Below are 14,809 nucleotides of genomic sequence, written 5' to 3'. Positions count from 1 at the left end.
CGCTCCGCCCGAATCCCGGAACCATGCGCTTGCTCACGGATTGACCACGCAATTGATGACAACGTTGTCCCTACCTGGCGCCGGACTCTCTCCCCGGCCTCCCAGGTGCCTCTGTCCGGCCCCTCCCGTCGCCTTCCCCGGCGACGCCCGGACCTGCGTCACGCGCGGCGCCATCGGGGCCCGCGCGCCCTTTGATCGGAGACACACCATGTACGACCCGATTGTGCGCAGTGCCGAACGTTCCACCCGAAGCTGTCGTCCCCGCCGCCTGGCCTGGCTGCTTGCCCTGGCCGCCGGTGCCGCCAGCCTGCCGGGCCTGGCCCAGGCCGCCAGCTGTGCCGGCGTGGCCGAATGGGACCAGGCCAAGATCTATCGCGCCGGCGACACCCTGCAGAAGGGCGGCGTGCTGTACCGGGCAAACCAGGACATCTGGAATGCCCCGCCAGACCATCCGGCCGGTGCGCCCTACTACACCAACCTCGGTGCCTGCGATGGCGGCGGCGTCAACCAGCCTCCCGTGGTCAGCCTGACCTCACCGGCCAATGGCGCTACCTTCAGCGCCGGCAGCACCATCAACGTCACCGCCAACGCCAGCGACCCGGACGGCAGCGTCAGCAAGGTGGAATTCTTCCGCGACGGCAGCTCGATCGGCGTGGATACCAGCGCTCCCTACAGCGCCAGCTGGGCCAATGCCAGCGCCGGCAGCCACACCCTGCGCGCGGTGGCCACCGACAACAACAACGCCACCACCAGCACCCCGACCATCACCATCACCGTCAACGCCGCCAGCGGCGATACCACCGCACCCAGCGTGCCCGGCGGGCTGGCGGTGGGCACCCGTACCGCCAGCAGCATCGCGCTGAGCTGGAGTCCGTCCACCGACAACGCCGGTGGCAGCGGCGTGGCCGGTTACGATGTGTACCGCAACGGCAGCCTGGTCGGTTCTCCGTCCAGCACCAGCTACGTCGATGGCGGCCTGACCGCGTCCACCACCTACCGCTACCGTGTGCGTGCCCGCGACAACGCCGGCAATGCGTCCGCCCAGGGCACGGAAATCAGCGCCACCACCCTGGCCGGCGACGGTGGCGGCACCGGCAAGCGGGTCATCGGCTACTTCACCCAGTGGGGCATCTACGGCCGCAACTACCGGGTGAAGAACATCGACAGCAGCGGTTCCGCCGCGCGGCTGACCCACATCAACTACGCCTTCGGCAACGTGCGCAACAACCGCTGCGAAGTGGGCGTGACCCAGCCGTCGGACCCGAACAGCGGCGCCGGTGGCGATGCGTTCGCCGATTACACCAAGGCCTTCAGCGCCGCCGAGAGCGTCAGTGGCAGCGCCGATACCTGGGACCAGCCGCTGCGCGGCAACTGGAACCAGCTCAAGCAGCTCAAGGCCAAGCATCCGGGTCTGAAGGTGCTGATCTCGCTGGGTGGCTGGACCTGGTCGCGTGGATTCTCCAGCGCGGCCCGTCCGGAGAACCGCCAGGCCTTCGTCGCCTCCTGCATCGACGCCTACATCAAGGGCAACCTGCCGGTGACCGACGGCGCCGGCGGCACGGGCGCAGCACTGGGCGTGTTCGACGGCATCGACATCGACTGGGAATACCCCGTGGCCTGCGGCATCGAGTGCGGCAAGCCCGAGGACAACGCCAACTTCACCGCACTCATGGCCGAGTTCCGCCGCCAGCTCGATGCGGTGCGTCCGGGCCTTCTGCTGACCGTGGCGGTGGGTGCCGGCATCGACAAGATCCGCGTCACCGACCCGGCGGCGTATCACCCGTACCTGGACTACATCAACGTGATGACCTACGACTTCCACGGTGCGTGGGATGCAAGGACCAATCACCAGTCGGCACTGTTCGATTCGCCGAATGATCCGTCCACCGGCGACCAGAAGCTGTACAACAGCAACGACGCCATCGAGGCCTTCATCAGCCGGGGTGTGCCGGCCGCCAAGCTCAACCTGGGCATCGGCTACTACGGACGTGGCTGGACGGGCGTGGCCAATGCCAACAATGGCCTGTACCAGACCGCCTCAGGCGCCGCACCGGGCACCTATGAGGCCGGCATCGAAGACTGGAAGGTACTGAAGAACCTGGCCTGGCCGGGCTACACCGACAACACCGCAGGCGCCACCTGGATCTACAACGGTAGCACGCTGTGGAGTTTCGACACTCCGGCCAACATCACCCGCAAGATGGGCTACGTGAAGACCCAGGGCCTGGGCGGCGCGTTCGTCTGGGAATTCAGTGGTGACGATGCGCAGGGCACGCTGACCAAGGCCGTCAGCGATGGTCTGAAGTAAGGAAAAGGCCGGGGGCGCCGTGCGCCCCCGGCCTTGATCGGATAAGGCATCCGCCGGGCATGGCCCGGCGCTACCGTGGTCGGGCGGGTAGCGCCGGGCCCTGCCCGGCGATATCCCGGTCAGCGCTGGGCCGACAGTTTCTCCAGCGCCGCACGCAGCTGCGCCGGCGGCAGGTAGCCGCCCAGCTGGGTGCCATCGGGCGCGAAGATCGCCGGGGTACCGTTCACCCCCAGCTGCTGGCCGAGCGCGTACTGCATCGCCACCGGATTGGTGCAGTTCTTCGCCGGCACGGTTCCACCACGCTTGGCATTGGTCAGCGCCTGGCGGCGATCGGCTGCGCACCAGACCGAAATCATGTCGGTGTAATCCTTGCTGCCCAGTCCCATGCGCGGGAAGGCCAGGTACTCGACGCTGATGCCGTTGCGGTTGAGTTCGGCGATGTCCTGGTGCAGCTTGCGGCAATAGCCGCACTCGATGTCGGTGAACACGCTGACCGTGTACTTGGCGTTGGGCGCGGCGAACACGATGCGGTCGCCGTGGTTGGCCTTGGCCAGCAGCGCGCGACGGTAACCGAGCAGGCCCTCGCTGTTGGCCGGCCCCTTGGCCCGGGTGTCATAAGGCTGCGACTGGAACAGGTAGCGGCCGTCGTCGGAGACATACAGCAGCTGACCGGAGACCACCACCTCGCGGAAACCGGGGAAGGGCGCGGCGCCGATGTAATCCACTTCGAAACCGGGGTTGAGCGCGGTCAGCGCGGCGCGCACCGCCTGCTCTGCCGGACCATTGGCAGCCGGGGTGGCCCGGGCGGAGGCGGCGGCAGGCGCCTTGGCCGCAGGGGCCGGCGGAGCCGGCTGGGCGCAGGCCGTCAGGCTGAGCGCGCCGAACACGGCGGCGATGGCGAATCGGAGCATGGAGCATTCCGCAGCAGAAGAGGACCACCGATTCTGACACAGCCGCCCGGGGCGGCGCCGTGGCCCGCTGACGGAAGCCGGACGGGGTTCATCCAGGTCGCTCAACCACGGGGATGGTGGCGAGCGTGCAGCTTCTGCAGGTGTTCACGCGCCACCAGCGTGTAGATCTGGGTGGTCGACAGCGAGCTGTGGCCAAGCAGCATCTGCAGCGCACGCAGGTCCGCGCCGCGGTTGAGCAGATGGGTGGCGAAGCTGTGCCGCAGGCCATGCGGGCTGATGCGGGCCGGATCGATGCCGGCGACCTGTGCATGGCGCTTGACCAGATGCCAGAACGCCTGCCGCGTGAGCGCGTGCAGCCGGGGCTCGATGAACAGCGGCGTCTGCCCATCGGCGAGTGCCTGCACCCTGCCCTTTCCCACCAGCTGCGGCCGCGAATGCTGCAGGTAACGCTCCAGCCAGTGCTGTGACTCTTCGCCCAGCGGCACCAGCCGCTCCTTGCTGCCCTTGCCGGTCACCCGCAGCACGCCCTGCCGCAGGTTCACCGCCGTTGCCGGCAGCAGTACCAGTTCGCTCACGCGCAGGCCCGCGGCGTACATGAGCTCCAGCATGGCCCGATCGCGCAGCCCCAGCGGACTGCCGACATCCGGCGCGGCCAGCAACGCATCGATCTGGCTTTCGGCCAGCGCCTTGGGCAGCAGGCGTGGCAGCTTCGGCGGATCCAGCAGAGCGCCGGGGTCCTCGCTGCGCTCGCCGCGACGCACGCCATCGGCGAAGAACGCACGCAGCGCCGACAGCAGGCGCGCATTGCTGCGTGGCGACCAGCCATGGCGCGTGCGCCAGGCCAGGTAGTCGAACAACCCGGCGCGTTCGACGCCGGCCAGGCCCCCTTCGCGGCCGTCCAGCCAGCGTGCCAACCCTTCCAGATCGCGACGGTAGCTGTCCAGGGTGGCCCTGGCCAGACCGTTCTCCGCCCAGATGGCATCAAGGAAGCGCTGGATGCGCATGCTGTCGTCGGCACGCAGTGCAGGCAGTTGCTGGACCAGCTGACGGCGCTCGGCGGGGGTGGAAATGACGGCCATGCGCGGAGGATACGAGGGTGACTGCGGACGCGGCCAGCTTTGCGTATGCTCGGCGCATGTCCAGCCCTGCCACCGACGTGTCTTCCACTGCCACGCCCGAGGCGCAGCGCCCCCGTGCGCTGCTGCCGTGGCGCGTGCTGGCGATGGTCTACGACGCGCTGCCCGTGCTCGCGCTGTGGATGCTGGCCGGCACGGCGTTCACCCTGGCCTACACCTTCAGTGGCCATGCACAGCGCGAGAACATCGCGCCCTTCAGTGCCTGGCAATGGCTGTTGTGGGCGGTGTGCTGGGTCGTCACCGGGGCCTATGCAACCGCCAGCTGGCGCCGGGGTGGGCAGACCCTTGGCATGCGGCCGTGGCGGCTGAAACTGGTGTCGGCCGACGGCACCGCGCTGCGGCGCGCGCAGCTGTGGCTGCGGTTCGCCGTGGCAACGCTGTCGTTGCTGCTGGGTGGGCTGGGCTTCTGGTGGGCCCTGCTGGATCGCCAACGCTTGGCGTGGCACGACCGTGCCAGTGGCACGCGTCTGGTGCGGATGCCCAAGCGCTGAAGTGTCCTGCTGGCGCCGGGCATGGCCCGGCGTTGCCGGAATCAGCCCGATTTCCGCCGGAACAGCAGGCCTGACACCACCAGCATCACGATCGGCGGCAGCGCGTAGGCGATGCGGTAATCAAACTTCAGTGCGCCGGCCATGCGCCCGAAGAACAGCTGCAGCAGCCAGAAGCCCAACGCGAACAGGATGCCGAGGAACAGGCGCTTGCCCATGCCACCACTGCGCAGCGAACCAAACGCGAACGGCACGGCGGCCAGGCACAGCGCCAGTACGTTCACCGGATAGAACCAGCGGCTCCAGTACACATCCTCGAAGTCACGCGCATCCAGGCCGTTGCGCTCGCGATAGGCGATGCTCGTGCTCAGTTCGGACACGCTCAGGTTGCGCGGCTTGGCGATACCGGTCGCCAGTGCCGCCGCGTCCAGCTTGGAATTCCAGGGCTCGCGCGCCACTTCCTCGCGCGTTGCCGAGCGCTCGCCGAAGGTATCGCGGCGCACGCCGGTCAATACCCAGCCGTCCTTGTCATGTTCGGCAGTGGCGGCGTGGGTCAGGGATGCGATCCGCCCGTCTTCGGCGATCCGGTACAGGCGGACGTCACGCAGGATCAACCGCGTTCCCGTGTTGCCGACCAGCTGTTCCTCACCGCTCTGCGCGTTGAGGAAGGTATCGCCTTCGCGTGCCCACATGCCGGAATAACGGGCCACGGCCATGTCCTGGCCCCATTTGGCACTCATCTTCAGCGAATCGGCACGGTTCTGCCCCCACGGGCCCAGCGTCTCGGCGCTGAACACCATCACTGCGGTCAGCAGCGACAGGGCAATCGCCACCGACACGCTCAGGCGTTTGCGGGACAGGCCCAGCGCACGCAGCGCGGTCAGTTCGGAGGTCGCCGCCAGCTGGCCCAGCCCCATCAGCGCGCCGATCACCGCCGCAGTCGGGAAGAAGGTGTAGGCGCGGCGTGGCACCGTATACAGCACCCACGCCGCGGCGTGTCCCAGGGTGTAGCCGTTCTTGCCGATGTCCTTGAACTCGCCGGAGAAGGCCATCACCACGTCCAGGCCGGTCAGCACCGCCCAGGTCAACAGCACGGTGCCGAACACCGCGCGCCCGAGGTAGAAATCGAACCGCATCGGTCGCAGCATCATGCGCGGGCCCCCTTGGGCAGGCTCATGCGTCCATCACGCGCATACATCCAGACCGCGAACGCCAGCAGTGGCAGGGTCAGCCACCACAGGCCCAGCATCGCCGGCAGCTTGCCACTGGCGATCCAGCCGGCGCCGATGAACGTCAGGTTGGTGCCGACCATGTAGGCCAGCAGGGCCAGCATCATGCGCCCATAGCGCTGCTGGCGCGGCGAGCTGCGCCCCAGCGGCACGGTCAGCAGGGCGAACGCCAGGGCGATCAGCGGCGGGGCCAGCCGGCGATGCAGTTCGGCCTGGGCCTGGGTGCGGCCGTCGCCCAGCAGCTGCAGGGTCGACATCAGTTCCGGATCGTCATCCTTGCGGGTCTGCGCACCGTCAGGCAGGGCCACATCGTTGCGGGCGAAGGTGGCCAGCCGGTAATCCAGCGCACCGGCCAGCGGACCCTCGACCTGGTGGCCCTTGTCCAGTTCCAGGAAGCGCTGCCGCTCGCCCTCGAAGTACATGCGGCCGCTGGCGGCAGAGACCACTTCCAGCCGGTCGTCCTTGGCACGCTGCAGGAACACCTTGCCCAGCTGGGTGCCATCGGGCGAAATCGAGGACAGGTAGACCACGCCGCCGTTGGGCAGCGGGGTGAAGCGCCCGGGTTCCAGGCCGGCCATCAGTACGCTGCGGTTGGCGTCCTGGATCATCTGCTCGGCGGTGCGTGAGGCCCACGGCCCCAGCCACAGCGAACAGGCGCCCACCACCGCCACCACCGGCACCACCAGCATCAGCAGCGGCCGCAGCAGGCGCCTGGGGCCCACGCCGATGGCGGTGATCACCGCCATTTCCGAGTCGCGGTAGAGGCGGGCGATCGCCAGCAGCAGGCCCAGCATCAACGCCAGCGGCAGGATCAGCGGCATGTAGACGATGAACTGCAGCGCCAGCTGCGAGAACAGCAGCCTGGCCGGCAGGCGCCCGTCGGCGATGTTGCCGAGGATGTCCACCAGCACGCCGCCCACGCTGACCACCAGCAGGACGATCAGGGTGGCCAGGAAACTCTGGACGAAATCGCCCAGCAGGTAGCGGTCGAGCTTCAACATGGGGCGGTGGTTTAAACTCTGGGGTTCGTTCGCGGTGCCGCCCAGTCTAGCGTCTGGGCGTAAACGGTCCGCGATTGTACGGACTTGCCAATGGAATCTGCTCAATGGCTCTCGAATTCACCCTGAACCACCTCGCCCCGGCCGCCGCCCCCGTTGACTGCCTGGTGGTCGGCGCATACGCCGACCATACCCTGACTCCGGCCGCACAGGCGCTGGATGCCGCCAGCGGCGGCCGCCTGTCGGCCCTCGCCCAGCGCGGCGACCTGTCCGGCAAGACCGGTGCCACCAGCCTGCTGCACGACCTGCCGGGCGTGGCAGCGCCGCGCGTGCTGGTGGTCGGGCTGGGTGAAGCCGCCCGCTTCGGCGTGCCGCAGTACCTGAAGGCCGTAGGCGACGCCGTTCGCGCGCTGAAGGCAGGCGCCACCCGCAGCGCGCTGTTCACCCTGTCTGAAGTGGCTGTGAAGGAGCGCGATGCGGCTTGGGCGATCCGCCAGGCAGTGATCGCCGCCGATCACGCGGCGTACCGCTACACCGCCACGCTGGGCAAGAAGAAGGCCGATGATGCCGGGCTGGCCCAGCTGGCCATCGCCGGTGACGACGCGCAGGCCCTGGCCCAAGGCCAGGCCATCGCTGCCGGTGTCGAGTTCGCCCGCGAGCTGGGCAACCTGCCGCCGAACTACTGCACCCCGGCCTACCTGGCCGAAGTCGGCGTGAAGTTCGCCAGCGAGCATGACGGCGCCGAGGCCGAGATCCTCGACGAGACCCAGATGGAAGCTCTGGGCATGGGCTCGCTGCTGGCCGTGGCCCGTGGTTCGGCCAATCGCCCGCGCCTGGTCGTGCTGAAGTGGACCGGCGCCGGCGATGCCAAGCCCTATGTGCTGGTCGGCAAGGGCATCACCTTCGATACCGGCGGCGTCAACCTGAAGACCCAGGGCGGCATCGAGGAAATGAAGTACGACATGTGCGGCGGCGCCAACGTCATCGGCACCTTCGTCGCTGCGGTCAAGGCCAGGCTGCCGCTGAACCTGGTGGTGGTGGTGCCGGCCGTGGAGAACGCCATCGACGGCAACGCCTACCGCCCGTCCGACGTCATCACCTCGATGTCGGGCAAGACCATCGAAGTCGGCAACACCGACGCCGAAGGCCGCCTGATCCTGTGCGATGCGCTGACCTACGCGCAGCGCTTCGAGCCGGCCGCGCTGGTCGACGTCGCCACCCTGACCGGCGCCTGCATGGTCGCCCTCGGTCACCAGACCGCGGGCCTGATGAGCAAGCACGACGACCTGGCCAACGAGCTGCTGGCCGCCGGCGAGCACGTGTTCGACCGCGCCTGGCGCCTGCCGCTCTGGGATGAGTACCAGCCGATGCTGGATTCGACCTTCGCCGACGTCTACAACATCGGCGGCCGCTGGGCTGGCGCCATCACCGCCGGCTGCTTCCTGTCGCGCTTCGCCGAAGGCCAGCGCTGGGCTCACCTGGACATCGCCGGCGTCGCCAGCGACGAGGGCAAGCGTGGCATGGCCACCGGCCGCCCGGTCGGCCTGCTGAGCCAGTGGCTGCTGGACCAGGCCGCCCGCGCCTGATGCTGTACCAGACCCTGGCCGGCCACCGCCGGTCAGGGCCTCGCCCGGCCAGACCGGGCCCCCGCCTGTTCCGGACCCTGCCATGCCCCGCGCCGACTTCTACCTGATCGCCAAGCCCCGTTTCCTGACCGAGCCGTTGCGCCTGGTCTGCGAGCTGGCACGCAAGGCCAACGATGCCGGCCTGTTCACCCTGGTGCTGGCGCGCGACCAGGCCCAGGCCGAGGAACTGGACGAACTGCTGTGGGCGTTCGATGACGATGCCTACATCCCGCATCAGATCGCCGGCGAGGACATGGACGAGGAAGAAGCGCTGGTGCTGATCGCCGTGCCCGGCACCGAGGCGCCGGCCCGCCCGCTGGTGATCAACCTGCGCGACGACCCCTGGCTGGGCCAGTGCGAGCGCGTGCTGGAAGTGGTCCCGGCCGACCCTGAAGCGCGCGAACCGCTGCGCGAACGCTGGCGCCAGTACAAGGCCGCCGGTTACGACCTGAACAAGCACGACATGTGAGCGCCCCGCGGCCCCCTTGATGGGCCACCCCTGCGCCCTGATCCTTCAACGATTACCTCCTGGTTCCCCCGCATGACCCAACTCGCCTCCAGCTACGACCCGAAGTCCTTCGAGACCGACCTCTACGAGGCCTGGGAGAAGGCCGGCCACTTCAAGCCGTCCGGCCAGGGCGAGCCGTACACCATCCTGCTGCCACCGCCGAATGTGACGGGCACGCTGCACATGGGACACGCCTTCCAGCAGACCCTGATGGATGCGCTGGTGCGTTACCACCGCATGCGCGGCTACGACACGCTGTGGCAGGTCGGCACCGACCACGCCGGCATCGCCACCGAGATGGTGGTCAGCCGCAACCTGGCGCTGGAAGGCAAGGGCGAAACCCGTGACTCGCTGGGCCGCGAAGGCTTCATCGGCAAGGTCTGGGAGTGGAAGCAGCAGTCCGGCGACACCATCGAACGACAGATGCGCCGCCTCGGCACGTCGGCCGACTGGTCGCGCAGCACCTTCACCATGGACCCGCAGCCCTCGGCGGCGGTGATCGAGGCCTTCGTGCGCTGGCATGAGCAGGGCCTGATCTACCGCGGCCAGCGTCTGGTCAACTGGGATCCGGTGCTGAAAACCGCCATCTCCGACCTGGAAGTGGAGAGCGCCGAAGAAGACGGTTTCCTGTGGTCGATCGCCTATCAGCTCGATGACGGCCTCAGCTACGAGCACGTCGAGCGCGACGCCGACGGTAACGAAACCCTGCGCGAGACCCGCGATTACCTGGTGGTGGCCACCACCCGCCCGGAGACCCTGCTGGGCGACACCGCCGTGATGGTGCATCCGGAAGACGAGCGGTACGCACACCTGATCGGCAAGACCGTGGTGCTGCCGCTGACCGGCCGCCGCGTGCCGGTGATCGCCGATGATTACGTGGACCGCGCGTTCGGTACCGGCGTGGTCAAGGTCACGCCCGCGCATGACTTCAACGATTACCAGGTCGGGGTGCGCCACAGCCTGCCGATGATCAACCTGTTCACTCCGGTGGCGGCGCTGAATGAGAACGCCCCGGAACGCTTCCAGGGCCTGGACCGCTATGAAGCACGCAAGGCCGTGCTGTCCGAGCTGGAAGACCTGGGCATCCTGGTCGAGACCAAGGCGCACAAGCTGCAGGTGCCGCGCGGCGACCGCACCGGCCAGGTGATCGAGCCGTACCTGACCGACCAGTGGTTCGTGAAGATGGACGAGCTGGCCAAGCGCGGCCTGGAGCTGGTCGAAGGTACCGATGGGAAGCCGGGCAGCATCTCCTTCGTGCCGCCGAACTGGATCAACACCTACCGTCACTGGATGGCCAACATCCAGGATTGGTGCATCAGCCGCCAGCTGTGGTGGGGCCACCGCATTCCGGCGTGGTTCGACGCTGCCACCGGCACCTGCTACGTCGGTCGCAGCGAGGATGAGGTGCGGGCAAAGCACGAGCTCGGCAGCGATGTCGTGCTGAACCAGGAAAGCGACGTGCTGGAAACGTGGTTCTCCTCCCAGCTGTGGCCGTTCTCCACCCTGGGCTGGCCGAACGAACAGGCCATGGCCGAGCGTGGCTTCGACCGCTACCTGCCGTCGTCGGTGCTGGTCACCGGCTTCGACATCATCTTCTTCTGGGTGGCCCGCATGATCATGGCCACCGACAACCTGACCGGAAAGATTCCGTTCAAGGACGTCTACTTCACCGGCCTGATCCGCGACGGACAAGGCCAGAAGATGTCCAAGAGCAAGGGCAACGTGCTCGACCCGCTGGACATCATCGATGGCATCAGCATCGATGACCTGGTCGCCAAGCGCACCGGCGGCCTGATGCAGCCGAAGATGGTGGAGAAGATCGAGAAAGCCACGCGCAGGGAGTTCCCGGACGGCATCGCCGCCCACGGCGCCGACGCGCTGCGCTTCACCATCGCGGCGCTGGCCACCCATGGCCGCGACATCAAGTTCGACATGAACCGAGCCGAAGGCTACAAGAACTTCTGCAACAAGCTGTGGAATGCCAGCCGCTTCGCGCTGATGAACACCGAAGGTGCGGCGTTCAGCGGCGTGCCGACACCGCGCACCGATGCCGAGCGCTGGATCCTTGCACGCCTGGCGGCCACCACCGCTGAAGCGCAGGGCCACTTCGCCGCCTACCGCTTCGACCTGCTGGCGCAGTGCCTGTACGAGTTCGCGTGGAATGCGTTCTGCGACTGGTTCCTCGAACTGAGCAAGCCGGCGCTGAGCGGCAGCGACGCAGCGGATGCCGAAAGCACCCGCCACACCCTGCTGTATGTGCTGGAAGCCCTGCTGCGCCTGCTGCACCCGTTGACGCCGTTCATCACCGAACAGCTGTGGCAGCAGCTCGCCCCGCGCCTGGGCCTGGCCGAAACCACGCTGTCGCTGCGCCCCTACCCGACCGCAGCCGAGTTCCAGGGCGATTTCGCCCAGGCCGAGGCCGACGTCGAATGGCTCAAGGCGGTGATCAGCGCGGTGCGCCGCGTGCGCAGCGAACTGAACGTCGCACCGTCCAGGCTGGTGCCCCTGCGCCTGCAGGCCGGCCAGCAGCAGGATCGTGCCCGCGTCGAACGCTTCAGTGCGTCGCTGTCGTTCCTGCTGAAGCTGGACAGCGTGCAGTGGCTGGGCGAAGGCGAAAGCGCTCCGCCTGCGGCCGCCGCCATCGTCGGTGAGTTGAAGCTGCTGGTGCCGCTGGAAGGCCTGGTCGATCTGGATGCCGAACGTGCACGCCTGGACAAGGAGATCAAGCGCGTGGAAGGCGAGCAGGAGAAGAGCGAAACCAAGCTGGCCCGGTTCACCGACAAGGTGCCGGCTGCGGTGGTCGAGCAGGAGCGCGTGCGCCTGGCCGACTGGAACACCCAGCTGGCCGGCCTGCGCGAACAACGCGCGAAGCTGTAACAGCCGACCGGCGGGTGCGGATCCAGGTCCGCACCCGCCCAGGTCTTTTGGCATCATCAGAGGATGCCGCTTTCGATCTTCCTGCTGGTTCTCGCCGCTGCCGCGCTGCATGCCAGCTGGAACGCCATCGTCAAGCGTGGCGCCGACAAGCTCCTCGGCACGGTGCTCGTCACCGGCAGCGCCGCACTGCTGTCCGCCGCGCTGCTGCCTCTCCTTCCTCTGCCGGACGTGACCAGCTGGCCGTGGCTGGCGGCCTCGGTACTGCTGCAGGTGGTCTATTACGCGCTGGTCGCGCGCTGCTATCAGCAGGTGGACATGAGCCTGGCGTATCCGCTCATGCGCGGTTGCGCACCGATCCTGGTCGCGCTGGCTGGCACCGTGCTCGGCGAATCACTGCCCGCAGCGGCGTGGCTGGGCGTGGCGCTGGTCAGCAGCGGCATCCTGGCCATGGCACTGGGCGCGCGCGCAGGCCAGCTCGGCCTGCCGCTGCTGACGGCGACGATGATCGCAACCTACACCCTGGTCGATGCGCACGGCGCGCGCCTGTCGGGCAGCCCGCTGGCCTACACGTTGTGGCTGTTCCTGCTGTCGGGCATCCCGCTGCCGCTGTGGGCGCTGTACACCCGCCGCAGCGCGGTGCTGACCTATGCGCGCCAGCATTGGCCGCTGGGCCTGGCCGGCGGCGTGGGCACCACCGCGTCCTACGCGATGGCACTGTGGGCGATGACCCAGGTACCGGTCGCGATGGTGTCGGCCCTGCGCGAGTCATCGATCCTGTTCGCCCTGCTGATCTCGGCATTCCTGCTGCGTGAACGGATACCGCGCGTGCGCTGGCTGGCGGCGTCGCTGATCGTCAGCGGAGTGCTGGCCCTGCGGCTGGCGTGAGCCACACGTGCCCGCCAAGGTTGGCACCTGCCGCCAGCGCCCGGCCGTACCGGCGGGCAACGCGGCGCATGCCGGTTACAGCGGCGGCATCGTCTGCAGGTCGCCCTCGACCAGCTCGATCGCCATCACCACCGCGTCCTCGCGCCCCTGCGCGGCCGGGTAATAGCGCGGACGCCGGCCGATCTCGTTGAACCCTTCGCTGTGATACAGCGCCAGCGCCGGCGCATTGGACGGGCGCACTTCCAGGAACACACGCTGGGCACCGCGATCACCAGCCAGCTGCACCAGCGCACGCAGCAGCTGCCGCCCCAGCCCGCGTGACTGCACCAGCGGATCGATGCAGATGTTCAGCACATGCGCCTCGTCGGCAGCGATGCTCAGCACGCCGTAGCCGAGCAGCTGGCCATCGCGCTCCATCGCCAGACCGGGATAACCCGCACGCAGGCAATCGATGAATATGCCGCGGGTCCACGGGAAGGGATAGCCACGCACCTCGATCGCCATCACCTCGGCAAGATCGCTCTCGCGCAGCGCCCGCAGGCGCACCGGACCGGGCTGGCTGACCGCACTCACGGCACGCCCCGCTTGCGCAGGGCGCGCAGCTGCGGCCACAGCGCGCGCTTGGCGGCTGGATCACGGCGCAGCTGCTCCAACGGCCAGCTGTCCATCAGCGCCTGCGTCGCGGCATCGTTCGGATTGCAGCCGGACGCGCGCAGCAGCGCGATCTGCAGGCGATCAGGCAGACGTACCGCCGGCTGCCGGGTGGTGCCCGCCGAGGCTGCGCGTGCCGCCTGCGGTTCGGTTGCCGGCACCACGGCGGGCGCGGTGCGAGGCGGCGGCGACGGACTCCGCGGCTGGCGCGGTGCCGGCTCCACCGCTGCCGGTTCGGGCTGGCGTGACGGAGACTGCGCTGCCGGGCTGGCCGCATCGGCGTCGGCCACGCTCAGCTGCAATGCAGCGTCCAGCTCCGCGGCGAGCTGGCCGTCGTGATAGACGGTATAGCCCATCGCCTGCAGCCAGGCCTGCTGGGCCGGTGACCACAGCACGGGCAGATCCTGGCTCACGCGGCCTCGGACTTCTTGCGCAGGCGCTGCACCGCCCACATCACCGGGCCGGACAGGGCATACAGGATGCCCACGGCGAACAGGACGCGCGGCAGGTCGATCACCGCGATCGCGATGGCCATCGGTACCAGTGCCAGGACCAGGAACGGCACCCGGTCGGATCGGGAATCCTTGGCGGCACCGCCCTTGAAGCTCCAGAAGCGGATGCGGCTGACCATCAGCAGCGCAGCGACCAGCGTCACCGCCAGCGCCACATAGCGCAACTGATTGCCATCCCAGCCCAGGTTGCCATCGGCGAAGGCCCAGACGAACGACATCATCAGCCCGGCAGCGGCCGGGCTGGCCAGGCCGACGAACCAGCGCTTGTCCACCACCGCGACCTGGGTATTGAAGCGGGCCAGACGCAGCGCCGCGCATGCGGCGTACAGGAAGGCCACGGCCCAGCCGACACGGCCCAGCAGGGGATCATCGAATTTCAGCCAGGACAGCGACCAGTGGTACATCACCAGTGCCGGCGCCATGCCGAAGCTGACCAGGTCGGCCAGCGAGTCGTACTGCACGCCGAACTCGCTGCTGGTGCCGGTCAGGCGCGCGACACGGCCATCCAGGCCGTCCATCACCGCCGCCACGAACACCGCGATGCTGGCATTGACGAAATCCCCGTTGGCAGCGGCGATGATCGCGTAGAAGCCCGCGAACAGGCCCGCAGTGGTGAACAGGTTGGGCAGCAGGTAAATCGTGCGCGAACGCGGCGGCGGTGTGATCGGGTCCATGGAATCC

At 68.4% G+C, this 14,809-nt stretch carries 13 protein-coding genes; 6 read left to right on the top strand and 7 right to left on the bottom strand.

What is annotated here, in order from left to right:
- Positions 1-208 precede the first annotated feature (208 nt).
- Positions 209-2,308 carry a glycosyl hydrolase family 18 protein gene (locus tag AC06FB_RS04525; protein ID WP_053516938.1) on the top strand — a complete coding sequence of 700 codons (2,100 nt, stop codon included), beginning with the start codon at positions 209-211 and terminating at the stop codon, positions 2,306-2,308.
- Positions 2,309-2,427: 119 nt separating this feature from the next.
- Here AC06FB_RS04525 and AC06FB_RS04520 read toward each other — a convergent pair whose 3' ends face one another.
- Positions 2,428-3,219: a DsbC family protein gene (locus AC06FB_RS04520; protein WP_065175338.1), complete on the bottom strand. Its 792-nt coding sequence runs from the start codon at positions 3,217-3,219 to the stop codon at positions 2,428-2,430.
- Positions 3,220-3,320: 101 nt separating this feature from the next.
- On the bottom strand, positions 3,321-4,298 hold the full coding sequence (xerD, locus tag AC06FB_RS04515; protein WP_053516940.1) for a site-specific tyrosine recombinase XerD: 978 nt from the start codon (positions 4,296-4,298) through the stop codon (positions 3,321-3,323).
- Between the two features lie 56 nt (positions 4,299-4,354).
- Between xerD and AC06FB_RS04510 the strand changes: the two genes are divergently transcribed.
- Positions 4,355-4,846 (top strand): RDD family protein, encoded by a 492-nt coding sequence (locus AC06FB_RS04510; protein ID WP_065175339.1) that lies wholly within the window; start codon positions 4,355-4,357, stop codon positions 4,844-4,846.
- Positions 4,847-4,887: 41 nt separating this feature from the next.
- Here the strand turns inward: AC06FB_RS04510 and lptG are convergent, their stop codons facing one another.
- Together lptG and lptF are read right to left on the bottom strand one after the other, a co-directional pair.
- Entirely contained in the window at positions 4,888-5,994 is a 1,107-nt protein-coding gene (lptG, locus tag AC06FB_RS04505; RefSeq protein WP_053516943.1) for an LPS export ABC transporter permease LptG, read from the bottom strand.
- A complete protein-coding gene (gene lptF / locus AC06FB_RS04500) occupies positions 5,991-7,073 on the bottom strand; it encodes an LPS export ABC transporter permease LptF (protein WP_053516945.1) in 1,083 nt (360 codons plus the stop codon). Before lptF ends, lptG begins: the two co-directional genes overlap by 4 nt.
- A gap of 104 nt (positions 7,074-7,177) precedes the next feature.
- Between lptF and AC06FB_RS04495 the strand changes: the two genes are divergently transcribed.
- From AC06FB_RS04495 to AC06FB_RS04480, 4 genes are all read left to right on the top strand, one after another.
- On the top strand, positions 7,178-8,656 hold the full coding sequence (locus AC06FB_RS04495) for a leucyl aminopeptidase (protein ID WP_053516946.1): 1,479 nt from the start codon (positions 7,178-7,180) through the stop codon (positions 8,654-8,656).
- Positions 8,657-8,738: 82 nt separating this feature from the next.
- Positions 8,739-9,164 carry a DNA polymerase III subunit chi gene (locus tag AC06FB_RS04490; RefSeq protein WP_004154132.1) on the top strand — a complete coding sequence of 142 codons (426 nt, stop codon included), beginning with the start codon at positions 8,739-8,741 and terminating at the stop codon, positions 9,162-9,164.
- A 72-nt stretch (positions 9,165-9,236) separates the two neighbouring features.
- Entirely contained in the window at positions 9,237-12,080 is a 2,844-nt protein-coding gene (locus AC06FB_RS04485; RefSeq protein ID WP_197600669.1) for a valine--tRNA ligase, read from the top strand.
- Between the two features lie 63 nt (positions 12,081-12,143).
- Positions 12,144-12,965, top strand: coding sequence for an EamA family transporter (locus tag AC06FB_RS04480; protein ID WP_111186577.1), 822 nt, complete (start codon positions 12,144-12,146; stop codon positions 12,963-12,965).
- A gap of 75 nt (positions 12,966-13,040) precedes the next feature.
- Here the strand turns inward: AC06FB_RS04480 and rimI are convergent, their stop codons facing one another.
- Genes rimI through pssA form a run of 3 tightly spaced genes read right to left on the bottom strand, consistent with a single transcriptional unit; the run spans position 13,041 to position 14,802 of the window.
- Positions 13,041-13,538: a ribosomal protein S18-alanine N-acetyltransferase gene (gene rimI / locus AC06FB_RS04475; RefSeq protein WP_053516950.1), complete on the bottom strand. Its 498-nt coding sequence runs from the start codon at positions 13,536-13,538 to the stop codon at positions 13,041-13,043.
- Entirely contained in the window at positions 13,535-14,029 is a 495-nt protein-coding gene (locus tag AC06FB_RS04470) for a hypothetical protein (protein WP_262101501.1), read from the bottom strand. The genes rimI and AC06FB_RS04470 overlap by 4 nt, the downstream gene beginning before the upstream one ends.
- Positions 14,026-14,802 (bottom strand): CDP-diacylglycerol--serine O-phosphatidyltransferase, encoded by a 777-nt coding sequence (gene pssA, locus AC06FB_RS04465; RefSeq protein WP_053516952.1) that lies wholly within the window; start codon positions 14,800-14,802, stop codon positions 14,026-14,028. Before pssA ends, AC06FB_RS04470 begins: the two co-directional genes overlap by 4 nt.
- Positions 14,803-14,809 lie beyond the last annotated feature (7 nt).

The sequence above is a fragment of the Stenotrophomonas sp. Steno-C15 genome, assembly GCF_056393265.1.
The sequence above is the reverse complement of the archived record's forward strand: the minus strand, read 5'-3'. Positions and strand labels throughout refer to the sequence as shown.

Coding starts and splice junctions, on each gene's coding strand:
- AC06FB_RS04525 (WP_053516938.1), top strand. CDS start 209: ATGTACGACCCGATTGTGCGCAGTGCCGAACGTTCCACCCGAAGCTGT.
- AC06FB_RS04520 (WP_065175338.1), bottom strand. CDS start 3,219: ATGCTCCGATTCGCCATCGCCGCCGTGTTCGGCGCGCTCAGCCTGACG.
- xerD (WP_053516940.1), bottom strand. CDS start 4,298: ATGGCCGTCATTTCCACCCCCGCCGAGCGCCGTCAGCTGGTCCAGCAA.
- AC06FB_RS04510 (WP_065175339.1), top strand. CDS start 4,355: ATGTCCAGCCCTGCCACCGACGTGTCTTCCACTGCCACGCCCGAGGCG.
- lptG (WP_053516943.1), bottom strand. CDS start 5,994: ATGATGCTGCGACCGATGCGGTTCGATTTCTACCTCGGGCGCGCGGTG.
- lptF (WP_053516945.1), bottom strand. CDS start 7,073: ATGTTGAAGCTCGACCGCTACCTGCTGGGCGATTTCGTCCAGAGTTTC.
- AC06FB_RS04495 (WP_053516946.1), top strand. CDS start 7,178: ATGGCTCTCGAATTCACCCTGAACCACCTCGCCCCGGCCGCCGCCCCC.
- AC06FB_RS04490 (WP_004154132.1), top strand. CDS start 8,739: ATGCCCCGCGCCGACTTCTACCTGATCGCCAAGCCCCGTTTCCTGACC.
- AC06FB_RS04485 (WP_197600669.1), top strand. CDS start 9,237: ATGACCCAACTCGCCTCCAGCTACGACCCGAAGTCCTTCGAGACCGAC.
- AC06FB_RS04480 (WP_111186577.1), top strand. CDS start 12,144: ATGCCGCTTTCGATCTTCCTGCTGGTTCTCGCCGCTGCCGCGCTGCAT.
- pssA (WP_053516952.1), bottom strand. CDS start 14,802: ATGGACCCGATCACACCGCCGCCGCGTTCGCGCACGATTTACCTGCTG.